Origin of the sequence: Streptomyces sp. NPDC001093 (assembly GCF_040298985.1) — a bacterium.
Lineage (GTDB): Bacteria > Actinomycetota > Actinomycetes > Streptomycetales > Streptomycetaceae > Streptomyces.
Genome location: NZ_JBEPBF010000056.1, coordinates 42,491 through 59,099, shown reverse-complemented (window position 1 = coordinate 59,099; position 16,609 = coordinate 42,491). Strand labels below are relative to the sequence as shown.

Genomic DNA, 16,609 nt, shown 5'->3' with positions numbered 1-16,609 from the left:
ACGCCGCCGACCGCGACGCCCTCGCCCGCCTCCTCGACACCGTCCCCCGCGAACACCCCCTCCGCGCCGTCGTCCACACCGCGGGCGTCATCGACGACACGCTCGTCACCTCCCTCACCCCCGACCGGCTCGACACCGTCCTGCGCCCCAAGGCCGACGCCGCCTGGCACCTGCACGAACTCAGCGTCCAACGCGGCCTCGACCTCAAGGCGTTCGTCCTCTTCTCCTCGACGGCCGGGTTCCTGGACAACGCCGGGCAGGCCAACTACGCCGCCGCCAACGTCTTCCTCGACGCGCTCGCCCACCACCGCCGGGCCGCCGGCCTCGCCGCGACCTCACTGGCCTGGGGTCTGTGGACGGGTGACGTCGGCATGGGTGCGTCCCTGGACGCGACCGCGCTCCAGCGCATCGCGAAACTGGGTCTCGAACCTCTGTCGGCCGACGAGAACCTCCGTCTGCTGGACGCCGCGCTGCGCGGCGACGCCCCGGCAGTCGTCCCCGTGCGCATAGACGGCGCCACGCTGCGGGAGCGCGCCGACGGCGTCCCCGCCGTGCTGCGGGCCCTGGTGCCGGCCCGGGTGACACGGCGCGCGGCCGCCGCCGCGTCCGGACCGGGCGGAGCGGTCTCCGTCGCGGACTCGCTGGCCGGCCGTCTGGCCGGTCTGTCCGGGCCGGAGCGCGTCGAGGCCCTGCTGGACCTGGTCCGCAGCAACGTCGCGTCGGTACTCGGCCACGACGGGGCGGACGCGGTCGACCCGGGCCGCGCCTTCAGCGAGAGCGGTTTCGACTCGCTCGCCGCGGTGGAACTGCGCAACGCGCTCAACGCGGCGACCGGGCTGCGCCTGACCGCCACCCTCGTCTTCGACTACCCGACCCCGCGGGCGCTCGCCGAGCACATCGCGAGCAAGCTGGCCCCGCAGGAGGAGCAGCCCGCCGCACGGGAGACCGCGCCGGTCACCGTCGTCGCCGACGACGACCCCGTCGTCATCGTCGGCATGAGCTGCCGCTATCCGGGCGGGGTCGCCTCACCGGAGGAGCTGTGGGAGCTGGTGGCCGAGGGCCGCGACGCCGTCTCCCGCTTCCCCGAGGACCGAGGCTGGGACGTCGGCGCACTGTACGACCCGGAGCCGGGTGTCTCGGGCAAGAGCTCCACCCGCGAGGGCGGGTTCCTCTACGACGCGGCCGAGTTCGACGCGGAGTTCTTCGGTGTCAGCCCGCGTGAGGCCCAGGCCATGGACCCGCAGCAGCGGCTGCTGCTGGAGGTCTCGTGGGAGGCGTTCGAGCGGGCCGGCATCGACCCGACCTCGGTCCGCGGAACCGACACCGGCGTCTTCGCCGGTGTGATGTACCACGACTGGGGCAGCCGCCTCGGCGGCCGGGTCGCCGAGGAATACGCGGGCTACCTGGGCAACGGCAGCCTCGCCAGCGTGGTGTCCGGCCGGGTCGCCTACGTCCTGGGTCTGGAGGGCCCGGCCGTGACGGTGGACACCGCCTGCTCGTCGTCGCTGGTCGCCCTGCACTGGGCTGTTCAGGCGCTGCGGGCCGGCGAGTGCTCGCTGGCGCTGGCCGGCGGCGTCACCGTGATGTCGACGCCGGACACGTTCATCGACATGAGCCGGCAGCGCGGGCTCGCCGCCGACGGCCGCTGCAAGTCCTTCGCCGCGTCGGCCGACGGCACCGGCTGGGGCGAAGGCGTCGGCATGCTCGTCCTGGAGCGGCTGTCCGACGCCCGCGCCCACGGCCACCGGGTGCTCGCTGTCGTCAAGGGTTCGGCCGTCAACCAGGACGGTGCGAGCAACGGTCTGACCGCGCCCAACGGCCCGTCCCAGCAGCGGGTCATCGAGCAGGCGCTGGCCTCCGCGGGACTGACGCCCGCGGAGGTGGACACCGTCGAGGGCCACGGCACGGGTACGACGCTGGGCGACCCGATCGAGGCCCAGGCGCTCATCGCCACCTACGGGCAGCAGCGCCCGGCCGGTGGGAGCCCCCTGCACCTCGGCTCCATCAAGTCGAACCTCGGCCACACGCAGGCGGCCGCCGGTGTCGCCGGGATCATCAAGACCGTCCTGGCGATGCGGCACGGTGTGCTGCCCAAGACCCTGCACGTGGACGAGCCGTCGCCCCAGGTCGACTGGGAGGCGGGCGCGGTGGAACTGCTCACCGAGTCGAAGCCGTGGCCGGACAACGGTCACCCGCGCCGGGCGGGCGTCTCCTCGTTCGGCATCAGCGGCACCAACGCCCACGTCATCATCGAGCAGGCTTCGCAGGAGGAGCGGCCCGAGCCCGTGCCCGCCGAGGCTCCGGTGCTCGCCTGGCCGTTGTCCGGCAGGACCCCGGCGGCCGTCCGCGCCCAGGCGACACGACTCCGGGCGTTCCTGGAGAGCGTGCCGGACGATGACCTCACGGCGGTCGGCAGGGCCCTGGTCACCTCCCGCGCGACGCTGGAGAACCGCGCCGTCGCGGTCGGCGCCGACCGGGCTGACCTGGCCCGCGCGCTGGACGCGATCACCGACGGCGGCGGTATCGCCGAGGCGGCCACCGGAAAGCTGGCGTTCCTGTTCACGGGTCAGGGGGCGCAGCGGGTCGGGATGGGCCGGGAGCTGTACGACGCGTTCCCGGTGTTCGCGCAGGCCTTCGACGCGGTCCTGGCCGAGCTGGACCCGCACCTCAGGGACGTCGTCTGGGGCGAGGACACCGAGCGGCTGAGCCGTACGGAGTTCACCCAGCCCGCCCTGTTCGCCCTCGAAGTCGCCCTGTACCGGCTGCTGGAGTCCTGGGGCATCACCCCCGACTACCTCGCCGGTCACTCCATCGGTGAGTTCGCCGCCGCGCATGTGGCCGGGGTACTGTCCCTCGCCGACGCCGCGAAACTGATCACCGCGCGCGGCCGGCTGATGCAGGCCCTCCCCGAGGACGGCGCGATGGTCGCCGTCCAGGCGACCGAAGAAGAAGTACGCCCCCTGCTCGCCGACGGCATCGGCATCGCCGCCGTCAACGGCCCGCAGGCGGTCGTGGTCTCCGGTGTGGAGGCGGAAGCGCTGCGGATCAAGGCGCACTTCGAGGCCCAGGGCCGTAAGACCACCCGCCTGAAGGTCTCCCACGCCTTCCACTCCCCGCTCATGGAACCCATGCTCGACGAATTCCGGGCAATCGCAACGGAGTTGGAGTACGGCAGCCCGCGCATCCCCATCGTCTCCACCCTCACCGGCACCCCGGTGACGGACGAGCTGACCGACCCGGAGTACTGGGTCCGCCACGTCCGCGAGGCCGTCCGCTTCGCCGACGCCGTACGCGTGCTCGCCTCCTCCGGCGTCACCACCTACCTCGAACTGGGCCCCGACGCCGTCCTGACCGCCATGGCCCAGCAGACCACCGAGGACGCCGTCTTCGTCCCGGCCCTGCGCCGCGACCGCGAAGAGACCCGCGAACTCGTCACCGCCCTCGCCCGCCTGCACACCACCGGCACCACCGTCGACTGGACGGCCTACTTCGGCGGCCGTCCGACCACCCACCTGGACCTGCCCACCTACGCGTTCCAGCACGAGCGCTACTGGCTGCACCCGACCGGTCCGGCAGGGGATGTCGGTTCCGCCGGGCTGACTCCGGTGGACCATCCCGTGCTCAGCGCCGTGGTGGCATCACCGGAGTCGGACGGGATCGTGGTCACGGGGCGGTTGTCGGTGGCGACCCACTCCTGGATCGCCGACCACACGGTCCTGGGCACCACCCTGCTGCCCGGCACCGGCCTGGTCGAACTCGCCATCCGCGCCGGCGACGAAGCCCACACTCCACACCTGGAGGAACTCACCCTCCACACCCCCCTCACCCTGCCCACCGAAGGCGCCCTCGCGCTCCAGGTCCTCGTCGGTCCCGCCGACGCCACGGGCACCCGACCCGTCAGCATCCACACGCGGCCCGAGAGCACGGGCGCCGAATGGACGCGGCACGCAACCGGTACCCTCACACCCGCCCCCGCCGCTCCCGCCTTCGACCTCACCCAGTGGCCCCCGGCCGGCGCCACCCGCATCCCCACCGACCAGGCCTACGAACGGCTCCTGGCCCGGGGCTACACATACGGCCCCGTCTTCCAGGGCCTCACCGGCGCCTGGCGTTCCGGTGACGACGTCTACGCCGAGGTCACCCTCCCCGACCACGCCCACGCCGACGCCGCCCGGTTCACCCTGCACCCCGCCCTCCTCGACGCGGCGATGCATGCCGATCTGCTCGACGCCCAGGGCGAGGCGAACGGCGACACGCTGCTGCCGTTCTCGTGGAACGGCGTGACCCTCCACGCGTCCGGCGCCACCTCGCTGCGGGTACTGCTGCGCCGGGTGCGCGGCGACGAGGTGTCGGCGATGTGGGTGGCCGACGCCGAGGGCCGCCCGGTGGCCACGGTGGAACAGCTGGTCTCCCGGCCGGTGGCCACCGAGCAGCTGGCGGCGTCCCGCGACTCGCACGGCGACTCCCTGTTCCGGGTCGGCTGGCAGGGCCTGCCGCTGCCGGAGGCCGTGGGCGGCACCGTCGCCCGGCTCGCCGGGCCGTCCGAACTCGACGTATCCGTACCGGTGTTCGCCGACCTCGCCGCGCTGTCGGAAGCGGTCGCCGCAGGGCAGCCGATGCCGGACGTGGTGCTGTATCCGGTCGCCGGCGCGGTCGCGGCCGAGGTTCCGGACGCGGCTCGGGAGGTGTCCCTCGCGGTTCTCGACGCCGTACGCAAGTGGCTGGCCGACGACCGGTTCAGCGGGTCCCGGCTGGTGTTCGTGACCCGTTTCGCGGTGGCCGCCCGCCTCGAGGACACCCTCGACCTGGCGCAGGCGCCCGTGTGGGGCCTGGTGCGGGCCGCGGAGGCGGAGAACCCGGGACGCTTCGCGCTGCTGGACACCGACGGATCCGCGGCGTCGCTCACCGGGCTTGCGGCGGCCGCCGCCTCGGGCGAGCCGGAGTCCGCCGTCCACGGCGGCCACTTCGCCGTTCCCCGTCTCGTTCGGGCCACCGGCTCCGGTGAGGGGACGGCCGCTGTCTGGGACGCGGAGTCCACCGTGCTGATCACCGGCGGCACCGGCGGCCTCGGCGCCCTCGTCGCCCGCCACCTGGTCACCGCACACGGCGTCCGCCACCTGATCCTGACCAGCCGCCGCGGACCGGACGCCCCCGGCGCCACCGAACTGCGCGAGGAACTCACCACCGCCGGCGCCACCGTCACCCTCGCCGCCTGCGACGCCGCCGACCGCGACGCCCTCGCCCGCCTCCTCGACACCGTCCCCCGCGAACACCCCCTCCGCGCCGTCGTCCACACCGCGGGCGTCATCGACAGCGGTCTCGCGGGGACCCTGACCCCCGAGCAGGTGGACAAGGTGCTGCGGCCGAAGGCGGACGCCGCCTGGCACCTGCACGAGCTGAGCCTCGAACGCGGCCTGGACCTCGACGCGTTCGTCCTGTTCTCCTCCGCCGGCGGCCAGGTGCTGGCCGCCGGACAGGCCAACTACGCCGCCGCCAACGTCTTCCTCGACGCCCTCGCCCACCACCGCGCCGCCGCCGGGCTCCCGGCGACCTCCCTGGCGTTCGGCATGTGGGCGGTGGACACCGGCCTCGGTCCGATCGCCGACTCCGACCTCGACCGGATGCGGCGGCTCGGCATGCCGGCGCTGGAGGTCGCCGAGGGGCTCGCGCTCTTCGACGCCGCGCTGGCCACCGGGGCTCACCAGGTGACCGCGGTGCGCGTCGACCGGGCGGCGCTGGGCTCGCGCGCCGACGAGCCGCCCGCGCTGCTGCGGGGTCTCGGCCGGGGCCCGGCCCGCCGCGCGGCCCGGTCCGCCGCGTCCTCCGCCGACGGCGGCGGGGCACTGGCGCAGCGTCTGGCCGGTCTCAACGGCGCCGAACGCGACCGAGCGGTGCTCGAACTGGTCCGCAAGGAGGTGGCCGCCGTTCTCGGCCACAGCGGCATCGAGTCCGTCGGCGCCGACCGGGCCTTCAAGGAGCTGGGTTTCGACTCGCTCGCCGCGGTCGAGCTGCGCAACGCGCTCAACGCGGTCACGGGCCTGAAGCTGCCGGCCACGCTCGTTTTCGACTACCCCAACTGCCGTGCCGTCGCCGCCCTCGTGATCGAGAAGTCGGGCGGCACGTCCGCGGCGACGGCCGCATCCGCACTGCCCGTGCCGGCCGTCTCCGCCGCCGCGGACGACGATCCGATCGCCATCGTCGGCATCGGCTGCCGATTCCCTGGCGGGGTCCGCTCCGCCGAGGAGCTGTGGGAGCTGGTGGCCGACGGCCGGGACGCGGTGTCCGGCTTCCCGGTCAACCGCGGCTGGGACGCGTCGGGCCTGTACGACCCCGAGCCGGGCACCCCGGGCAAGACGTACACGGTCAGCGGCGGATTCCTGCACGACGCTGCCGAGTTCGACCCGGAGTTCTTCGGCATCATGCCGCGCGAGGCGCTGGCCATGGACCCGCAGCAGCGGCTGCTGCTGGAGGTCTCCTGGGAGGCGATCGAGCGGGCCGGCATCGACCCGACGACACTGCGCGGCACCCAGACCGGTGTGTACGTGGGCGTGATGTACCACGACTACGGCAGCCGGCCCGGTGCCGTGCCGGACGACCTGTCGCCCTACCTCGGCAACGGCAGTGCGGGCAGCATCGCCTCCGGCCGGGTCTCCTACCTCCTGGGTCTGGAAGGCCCGGCGGTCACCGTCGACACCGCGTGCTCGTCCTCGCTGGTCGCCCTGCACATGGCCTGCCAGGCGGTGCGCCAGGGTGAGGTCACGATGGCGCTGGCGGGCGGTGTGACGGTGATGCCGACGCCGGACATCTTCGTGGACTTCAGCCAGCAGCGGGGGCTGGCGGCCGACGGTCGCTGCAAGGCGTTCGCCGGCGCGGCCGACGGAACCGGCTGGTCGGAGGGCGTGGGCCTGCTGCTCGTCGAGCGGCTGTCCGAGGCGCGGGCCAAGGGACATCCGGTCCTGGCCGTCGTCAAGGGCTCGGCGATCAACCAGGACGGCGCGAGCAACGGCCTGACCGCGCCCAACGGGCCGTCCCAGCAGCGGGTCATCCAGCGCGCGCTGGCGGTCTCGGGGCTGTCCGCCACCGACGTGGACCTCGTCGAGGGCCACGGCACGGGCACGACGCTGGGCGACCCGATCGAGGCGCAGGCGCTGCTGGCCACCTACGGTCAGGGCCGCCCCGAGGACCAGCCTCTGTGGCTCGGCTCCATCAAGTCGAACATCGGGCACGCCCAGGCGGCCTCCGGCGTCAGCGGCGTGATCAAGACGGTGATGGCGCTGCGCAACGGCGTCATGCCCAAGACGCTCCACGTGGACGAGCCGTCGCCCAAGGTGGACTGGACGGCCGGAAACGTCCGGCTGCTCGGCGAGGCCCGTGCTTGGCCCGAGACCGGGCGTCCGCGCCGGGCCGGTATCTCCTCCTTCGGCCTCAGCGGCACCAACGCGCACATCATCCTGGAGCAGGCCCCCGACCGGGACGAGACTCCCCGGGCTCAGCAGCCCGCACGGCCCGCGGCGGACGGCCACGCCACGGCCCTGCTGCTGTCGGCCCGCGGCGCGCAGAACCTGTCCGCCCAGGCCGCGCGGCTGAAGGAGCTGCTGGAGTCCGACCCGGAGCTGGATCTGGTCGACACGGGCTTCTCGCTGGCGACCTCACGCGCGGCGCTCGAACACCGTGCCGCGGTCGTCGCCGAGGGCCGCGCCCAGGCCCTGCGCGGTCTGACCGCGCTGGCCGAGGGCCGTACGTCGCCCGAGACGGTCACCGGTACGCACCGCGCCGACGGCCTGACGGCGTTCCTGTTCACGGGTCAGGGGGCGCAGCGGGTCGGGATGGGCCGGGAGCTGTACGAGGCGTTCCCGGTGTTCGCGCAGGCCTTCGACGCGGTCCTGGCCGAGCTGGACCCGCACCTCAGGGACGTCGTCTGGGGCGAGGACGCCGAGCGGCTGAGCCGTACGGAGTTCACCCAGCCCGCCCTGTTCGCCCTCGAAGTCGCCCTGTACCGGCTGCTGGAGTCCTGGGGCATCACCCCCGACTACCTCGCCGGGCACTCCATCGGCGAGTTCGCCGCCGCCCACGTCTGCGGTGTCCTGTCCCTCGCCGACGCCGCGAAGCTGATCACCGCGCGCGGCCGGCTGATGCAGGCCCTCCCCGGGGGCGGCGCGATGGTCGCCGTCCAGGCGACGGAAGAAGAAGTACGCCCCCTGCTCGCTGACGGCATCGGCATCGCCGCCGTGAACGGCCCGCAGGCGGTGGTGGTCTCCGGTGTGGAGGCGGAGGCGCTGCGGATCAAGGCGCACTTCGAGGCGCAGGGCCGTAAGACCACCCGCCTGAAGGTCTCCCACGCCTTCCACTCCCCGCTGATGGAGTCGATGCTCGACGAATTCCGGGCGATCGCGGCGGAGTTGGAGTACGGCAGCCCGCGCATCCCCATCGTCTCCACCCTCACCGGCACCCCGGTGACGGACGAGCTGACCGACCCGGAGTACTGGGTCCGCCACGTCCGCGAGGCCGTCCGCTTCGCCGACGCCGTACGCGTGCTCGCCTCCTCCGGCGTCACCACCTACCTCGAACTGGGCCCCGACGCCGTCCTGACCGCCATGGCCCAGCAGACCACCGAGGACGCCGTCTTCGTCCCGGCCCTGCGCCGCGACCGCGAAGAGACCCGCGAACTCGTCACCGCCCTCGCCCGCCTGCACACCACCGGCACCACCGTCGACTGGAGGGCGTTCTACGACGGGACCGGCGCCCGCCGCGTCGACCTGCCCACCTACGCCTTCGAGAAGCGGGAGTTCTGGCTGGAGACCTCCCCGGAGCCGACGGTGGCCGCCGATGCCACCGGGCACGGGCAGGTCGCCGCGGGACACCCGCTGGTCAGCTCGGTGATCACGCTGCCCGACGGCGGCGGTGCCGTCCTGACCGGGCGGCTGTCGACGGCGACGCACCCGTGGATCGCCGACCACACGGTCCTGGGCACCACCCTGCTGCCCGGCACCGGCCTGGTCGAACTCGCCATCCGCGCCGGCGACGAGACCGGAACCCCGCATCTGGAGGAACTCACGCTCCAGGTACCCCTCGTCCTGCCCGCCGACGGCACCGCGCTCGCCCTCCAGATCGTCGTCGGCCCCGCCGACGCCGACGGACGCCGGCCGGCGAGCATCCACAGCCGACCGGAGAACACCGACGCCGACTGGATCCGGCACGCCACCGGCACGCTGACCGCACGGCCCGCCGAGCCGGAGACGGACCTCACGCAGTGGCCGCCGGCCGGTGCCGAGCCGATCGACCTGGACGGTGCCTACGAGCGGCTGCTGGGACGCGGATACACCTACGGCCCGGTCTTCCAGGGCCTGACGGCCGCCTGGCGGTCCGGTGACGACGTCTACGCCGAGGTCACCCTCCCCGACCACGCTCACGCCGACGCCGCCCGGTTCACCCTGCACCCCGCTCTCCTCGACGCGGCGAGCCACGTGGACCTGCTGAACGAGGAGGAGGCCGGGACCACCCAGCTGCCCTTCGTCTGGAGTGGGGTGACCGTGCACGCGGCCGGCGCCACCTCGCTGCGCGTACTGCTGCGCCGGGTACGCGGCGAGGAGGTCACCACGCTGCGGGTGGCCGACGCCGAGGGCCGCCCGGTGGCCACGGTGGAACAGCTGGTGTCCCGGCCGGTCTCGCCGGAGCAGCTCGGCACGGCGGGCGGCCGGTCGGCCGACGGCCTGCACAGGTTCTCCTGGGCGCCCGTTCCGCTCCCGGCGCCGTCCTACGACGCGCTGCCGGTACTGGAGGCGGTCTCGGCGGCGGCAGGGAACGTACCGGAGCTGGTGCTGCTGCCCGTCGAGCCGGCCGCTCCGGGGGCACCCGGCGCCCGTGCCACGGTGCACCGGGTGCTGGCGGCGGTACATCGGTGGCTGGCGGACGAGCGGTTCGCCACCTCGCGGCTGGTCGTGGCCACGCGTGGCGCGATGGCCGTGACGGCGGGCGAGCGTCCCGATGTGGCCCAGGCTCCGGTGTGGGGTCTGGTGCGTGCGGCACAGGCGGAACACCCGGGCCGGCTGGTCCTGGTGGACCTGGACGACACGGCGGAGTCCGCGCGGGCGCTGCCCGCGGCCGCGGCGTCGGGCGAGCCGGAGCTGGTCCTGCGGGATGGTCAGGCCCGCGTCCTGCGCCTGGCGAAGGTCTCCGGCGGCACGGCTGCGAGCCCGTGGGACGCGGAGTCCACCGTGCTGATCACCGGCGGCACCGGCGGCCTCGGCGCCCTCGTCGCCCGCCACCTGGTCACCGCACACGGCGTCCGCCACCTGATCCTGACCAGCCGCCGCGGACCGGACGCCCCCGGCGCCACCGAACTGCGCGAGGAACTCACCACCGCCGGCGCCACCGTCACCCTCGCCGCCTGCGACGCCGCCGACCGCGACGCCCTCGCCGCGCTCATCACCGCGACCGACCCCGCGCACCCCGTACGCGGCATCGTCCACGCGGCGGGAATCGTCGACGACGGGCTGATCGCCTCGCTGACGCCGGAACGGTTCGACAAGGTGCTGCGGCCGAAGGCGGACGCCGCCTGGAATCTGCACGAGCTGAGCCTCGAACTGGGCCTGGACCTCGACGCGTTCGTCCTGTTCTCCTCGACGACCGGATTCTGGGACAACGGCGGTCAGGCCAACTACGCGGCCGCCAACACCTTCCTCGACGCGCTCGCCCACCACCGCCGGGCCGCCGGCCTCGCCGCAGCCTCGCTCGCCTGGCACCTGTGGGAGGGCGACGGCATGGGAGCCGTCCTGGACACGGCCGTGTTCGAGCGGCAGCGCCGGCTGGGCACGCCGGCGATCACGCCGCAGGACGGGCTGGCGCTGTTCGACGCGGCGCTCGGCACCGGCGAGACGGTACTGGTGCCACTGCCGGTGGACACCGCGGCGCTCGCCGCGGCCGAGCAGGTTCCCGGGCCGCTCCGCGGGCTCGTCACCGCCGGCCGGACCCCGGCTCGGGCAGCGGCCTCGGCCGCGCCGGCGACGGCCGGCCCGGAGGCAGCGTCGGAGGAGTCCCTGGAGGAGCGGCTCGCGGGCCTGACCGAGGACGAGCAACTGCGGATCGTGCTGGACCTCGTACGCAATCAGGTTGCGGCGGTGCGTCACGACGAGCCGCACGCGATCGACATGAACCGCGGCTTCACCGAACTCGGCCTGGACTCGCTGGCCGCGATCGAGCTGCGCAACCTGCTGGGTGCCGAGACCGGGCTCAGGCTCCCGGCCACGATGATGTTCGACTACCCGAACCCCGAAGTCCTGGCGCGGTACCTGCTGGAAGAGCTCGCGCCGCCGCAGAGCGAGCCGGAGCCGGCGACCGGGGCGAACGCCGCGGACGCCACCCACAGCGCGATCGCGGACATGGACATCAGCGATCTGGTCCGTACGGCCCTCGGGGCCAGGAAGTCCGACTGAGGCGGAGACGGGAACAGCCATGAAGACGGAAGAGATCGTCGAGGCGCTGCGGGCGTCGTTGATGGACAACGAGCGGCTGCGCCAGGAGAACGAGCGGCTGGCGCAGGCCTCGGCCGAGCCCGTAGCGGTGGTCGGCATGGCCTGCCGGTTCGCCGGCGGCGCCGAGACCCCCGAGGACCTGTGGCGGTTGCTGATCGAGGAACGTGACGGCGTGACCCCGTTCCCCACGGACCGCGGGTGGGACGTCGACCGTCTCTACGACCCCGAGCACGGCGCCCCCGGCAAGAGCATCACCCGGCACGGGGCCTTCCTGCACGACGCGGCGGACTTCGACGCCGAGTTGTTCGGGATCTCGCCGCGCGAGGCCCTGGAGATGGATCCGCAGCAGCGACTGCTGCTGGAGACCGCGTGGGAAACGATCGAGAACGCCCGTATCGACCCGCACTCCCTGGCGGGCAGCAGGACCGGAGTGTTCACCGGGCTGATGTACCACGAGTACGAGGGCGCCAGCACGGGCGGCAGTCTGATCAGCGGCCGCATCGCCTTCACGCTGGGGCTGGAGGGCCCGGCGGTCACCGTCGACACCGCCTGTTCGTCCTCGCTGGTGGCGACGCATCTGGCCCTTCAGGCGCTGCGCACCGGGGAGTGCTCGCTGGCGCTGGCCGGCGGGGTGACGGTGATGGCCTCGCCGGAGACGTTCCAGTACTTCACCAAACAGCGCGGGCTGTCTCCCGACGGCCGCTGCAAGTCCTTCGCGGCGGCCGCCGACGGAACCGGCTGGGGTGAGGGAACCGGCATGATCATGCTGGAGCGGCTGTCCGACGCCAGGCGCAACGGCCGCCGGATCCTGGCCGTCGTACGGGCGTCGGCGCTCAACCAGGACGGGGCATCCAGCGGACTGACCGTGCCGAACGGGCCGGCGCAGCAGCGGGTGATCCGGCAGGCGCTGCAAAACGCGGGGCTCACCACCGCGGACGTGGACGCGGTCGACGCACACGGAACCGCCACCAGGCTGGGCGACCCGATCGAGGCCCAGGCGCTGCTGGCCACCTACGGCAAGGACCGCCCCGAGGACCGCCCGCTGTGGCTGGGCTCGGTGAAGTCGAACCTGGGCCACACCCAGGCGGCCGCCGGCGTGGCGTCCATCATCAAGATGATCCTCGCGATGCGCCACGGGACGCTGCCCAAGACCCTGCACGTGGACGAGCCGACCCCGCGGGTCGACTGGGACGCCGGACTCGTACGGCTGCTCACCGAGGCCAGGCCCTGGCCGGAAACCGGACGTCCCCGCCGGGCCGGTGTCTCCTCTTTCGGCATCAGCGGCACCAACGCCCACGTGATCCTCGAAGAAGCGCCCCACTGACGGGAGACCTCGTGCCTGCCACCGCGACCCCACCGACCCTTCAGAGCCTGATCGATCCTGCCGAGTTCCGCCGCGTACTGGGCCACTTCTGCAGCGGGCTGACCATCATCACGTCGCTCGCCACGGCACGCGGAGGAACGTCGGCGGACGAACCGGTCGGCTTCACCTGCCAGTCCTTCGCCTCGCTCTCCCTCGATCCCCCGCTGGTGACCTTCTCGGTCGCGCGCACCTCCACGACCTGGCCGAGGATCGAGCCGTCCGGCGCGTTCTGCGCCAACATCCTCAGCGCGGGCCAGGAGGCGCTGTGCCGCTCCTTCGCGGTCCGTGGCTCCGACAAGTTCTCCGGCGTCGCCTGGACGCCGGGCCCGGGCACCGGCTCGCCGGTACTGTCCGGGTCGCTGGCCTGGGCGGACTGCACCGTCGAGGCGGTGCACCCCGGAGGGGACCACTGGATCGTCGTCGGCAGGGTGCGCGCGGTCGAGGTCGCCGAACCCGATGCCGCCCCTCTTCTGTTCTACCGCTCTGCTTTCCACCGTCCCGCGGCCTGAACGTCCCGTCCGGGGCGGCACCAGCCGGCGCGCCAAGCAATCAAGGAGTACAACTCATGCGATTCGGTCTCATCTACCACCACCAGCTGCCCCGGCCCTGGGAGGAGGACAGCGAGGAGCGGCTGTACAACGAGTCCCTGGAGCAGATCGAGCTGGCCGACCGGCTGGGCTTCGACTACGCGTGGGCCACCGAGCACCACTTTCTGGAGGAGTACTCGCACTCGTCCGCACCGGAGGTCTTCCTCGCCACGGCCGCCGCCCGCACCCAGCGGATCCGGCTGGCCCACGGCATCGTGTCCCTGCCCTCCGCGGTGAACCACCCGATCCGGGTCGCGGAGCGTCTGGCCACGCTCGACCTGCTCTCCGGCGGACGTGTCGACTTCGGTACGGGCGCGGGAAGTTCGCAGTTGGAGCTGGGCGCTTTCGAGGTCGACCGGGACACCAAGAAGGAGCAGTGGAAGGAGTCCCTGGAGGTCGTCACGCGGCTGCTGACCGAGACGCCGTTCCGGGGCTTCGAGGGCCAGTGGGTGAACGTGCCGCCGCGCAACCTCCTGCCCAAGCCCAAGCAGAAGCCGCACCCGCCGCTGTGGATGGCGTGCAGCGCCCGTACCACCATCGAGACCGCGGCCCGCAACGGCATGGGAGCGCTGTCCTTCTCCTTCGTCTCCCCCGAGGAGGCCAAGGAGTGGGTGGACACCTACTACGGCATCCTCGAGTCCGAGGAGTGCGTCCCCGCGGGCAAGGCCGTCAACCCGAACTTCTCGGTCGTCTTCCCGTTCATGTGCCACCAGGACGAGGAGACCGCCCTCGACCGCGGTCTGGACGGCGCGCACTTCTTCTCGTACTCGCTGATGCACTACTACATCACCGGGCAGCACCGTCCGGCCGTCACCGACGTGTGGCAGGAGTTCCAGAACAACCGTGCCGCCGTGGGCCTGACCCGCGAGCCGGTCGGGCCGGCGGACGGCGAGGAGCCCACCCCCGAGGCCAAGGCGATGCTGGAGCAGATCACCTCGCTGCGCCGGGGCATCGGCACCCCCGACCAGATCGCCGATGTCATCCGTCGCTACGAACAGGCCGGCGTGGACCAGGTCATCTTCTCCGTGCAGGTCGGCAAGAACCGGCACGAGCACATCATGGAGTCACTGGAGCTGTTCGCCTCCGAGGTGATGCCGGAGTTCGTGGAGCGTCGTGAGGCGCGCGAGACGGCCAAGCGGGAGCGGCTGGCGACCGCGCTCAAGGAGGCGCTCGGCCGGGTCACCGAGAACACCACGGACGTCTCCGACTACGTGATCTCGCCCGAACTGGGGGCCTGAGGTGACCACGGAAACCGCAACGGCGGCCGGGGCGTCGATACGGCGGTTCCACCCCGCGCCGGAGGCCCCGCACCGGCTGGTCTGCTTCCCGCACGCGGGCGGATCGGCGTCCTTCTACTTCCCGGTCTCCCGCGCCATGTCGCCCGGTGTCGACGTGCTCGCGGTCCAGTACCCGGGCCGTCAGGACCGGCGGCACGAGCCGTGCGTCGACAGCATCCCGCGGCTGGCCGACCTGCTGGTCGACGAGGTGCGCCCGTGGTTCGACCGGCCCGTCACGTTCTTCGGTCACAGCATGGGGGCTTCCCTGGCGTTCGAGCTGGCGAGCCGGCTGGAGGCCGAAGGACTGGTGCTGCACGGCCTGTTCGCCTCGGGGCGCCGGGCGCCGTCCACCGTCCGGGACGAGCGGGTGCACCTGCTGGACGACGACGGTCTCATAGCGGACATCACGCGGCTCAGCGGCACTGACACACAGGTGCTGGGAGACCCCGAGATCCTGCGCATGATCCTGCCGTCGGTGCGGGCGGACTACCGGGCCGCCGAGACCTACCGGTACACGCCGGGGCCGAAGCTGCGCTGCCCGGTCTTCGCTCTCACCGGCGACGCGGACCCCCAGGTGACGCTCGACGAGGCGCGCGCCTGGAGCGAGCACACCTCGGGCGCGTTCACCCTGGGGGTCTTCCCGGGCGGCCACTTCTATCTCAACTCCCGCGCAGCGGAGGTGATGGCGGCGATCAAGAATCATCTCGTCTGAGGCCCGTGCCACGGGCCGTCCCCCGAAACCGCAGAACCCAGGCCATCCGCCTTCCCCCGTCGGTGGCCTGGGTTCTGCCTTGTCCTCGTCAGCCAGTCAGCGCCGCTCGGCGCGCAGGGGCTCGCCGGCGCTGTGCAGGTGCCGCAGTGCCTCGCGGTGGGAGGCGATCAGTCCGGTCTGGTGGTAGGGGATGCCCAGTTCGGCGCAGTACTGCTCGGTGATCCGCTGGGCCTTGCGCAGGGCGGGAGTGGGCATGCTCGGGAACAGGTGGTGCTCTATCTGGTAGTTGAGGCCGCCCATCAGCGCGTCGATGACGGCGCCGCCGCGCACGTTGCGCGAGGTGAGCACCTGGCGGCGCAGGAAGTCCAGCTCCTGGCCGTCGGTGACCATCTGCATGCCCTTGTGGTTGGGGGCGAACACCGAGCCGAGATAGAGGCCGAACAGCCCCATGTGCACGGCGACGAAGGCGACCGCCTTGCCGGGCGAGAGCACGGTGAAGACTGCGCCGAAGTAGACGGCGAAATGCGCGACGAGCAGGCCTCCCTCGAGGAAGGGCCGTTTCATCGACGGGGTGAAAAGAGCCCGGAAACTGCCGACGGAGAGGTTGAATCCCTCCAGCGTCAGCATCGGGTAGAAGAGCAGCGCCTGGTGCCGGCCGATGAAGGCCGGGAGTCCCCGGGCCACGCTCGCCTGCCGGCGCGACCACACGATGAGGTTGGGTGCGACGTCGGGGTCCTTCTCCTCGTGGTTGGGGTTGGCGTGGTGGCGGGTGTGTTTGTTCATCCACCAGCCGTAGCTCATGCCGAGGAGCGCGTTGGCGGCGATCAGCCCGCCGATCTCGGTGGGGCGGCGCCGCGAGAACACCTGCTTGTGCGCCAGGTCGTGGGCCGCGAGCCCCAGTTGTCCGAAGACCGCGGCCAGGCCGGCCGCGACGATGAGCTGCAGCCAGCTGTCTCCCAGTACGGCGAACGCCGTACAGCAGGCCGCCAGTGCGAGGACGACTGCGCCGAATCGCAGGGTGTAGTAGAGAGGGCACCGTTCCATCAGCCCCGCCTCGGAAATTCTGCGCGACAGGCGGGAGTAATCACTCCCTGCTCCTCGGGCGACCGGCGGAATTTGCTCCGTGAGCACAGTGGGGTTCGCCATGCGACCCAGTATGTGGGCGGGTATTCCCCAGCATAATGGGATCCGACCCCTAT

The 16,609-nt window shown here is 72.7% G+C and carries 5 protein-coding genes and 1 pseudogene; 5 read left to right on the top strand and 1 reads right to left on the bottom strand.

The features are described 5' to 3' along the window. The 5 genes and pseudogenes from ABT288_RS26120 to ABT288_RS26100 all read left to right on the top strand — a co-directional run. Nucleotides 1–11,432: SDR family NAD(P)-dependent oxidoreductase (locus ABT288_RS26120; protein ID WP_351612260.1), on the top strand; the 11,432-nt coding region annotated here is incomplete at its 5' end. Nucleotides 11,433–11,451: 19 nt separating this feature from the next. Beyond that, a pseudogene (locus ABT288_RS26115) lies at nt 11,452–12,789 on the top strand (type I polyketide synthase); the annotation flags it as partial. 17 nt (nt 12,790–12,806) lie between these two features. Continuing rightward, nucleotides 12,807–13,343, top strand: a complete 537-nt coding sequence (locus ABT288_RS26110) for a flavin reductase family protein (RefSeq protein WP_351612257.1) — start codon at nt 12,807–12,809, stop codon at nt 13,341–13,343. A 56-nt stretch (nt 13,344–13,399) separates the two neighbouring features. Continuing rightward, the gene (locus tag ABT288_RS26105) at nt 13,400–14,659 is read left to right on the top strand and encodes an LLM class flavin-dependent oxidoreductase (RefSeq protein ID WP_351612254.1); all 1,260 of its coding nucleotides are present in this window, start codon (nt 13,400–13,402) and stop codon (nt 14,657–14,659) included. A 1-nt stretch (nt 14,660) separates the two neighbouring features. Beyond that, complete coding sequence (locus tag ABT288_RS26100) at nt 14,661–15,410, top strand: thioesterase II family protein (RefSeq protein WP_351612251.1); 750 nt, start codon at nt 14,661–14,663, stop codon at nt 15,408–15,410. Between the two features lie 96 nt (nt 15,411–15,506). Here ABT288_RS26100 and ABT288_RS26095 read toward each other — a convergent pair whose 3' ends face one another. Then, nucleotides 15,507–16,556: a fatty acid desaturase family protein gene (locus ABT288_RS26095; protein WP_351612248.1), complete on the bottom strand. Its 1,050-nt coding sequence runs from the start codon at nt 16,554–16,556 to the stop codon at nt 15,507–15,509. Nucleotides 16,557–16,609 lie beyond the last annotated feature (53 nt).

Bases quoted from the DNA above. Each gene is read 5' to 3' on its own strand.
- ABT288_RS26105 (WP_351612254.1), top strand. From the start codon at position 13,400: ATGCGATTCGGTCTCATCTACCACCACCAGCTGCCCCGGCCCTGGGAG.
- ABT288_RS26095 (WP_351612248.1), bottom strand. From the start codon at position 16,556: ATGGCGAACCCCACTGTGCTCACGGAGCAAATTCCGCCGGTCGCCCGA.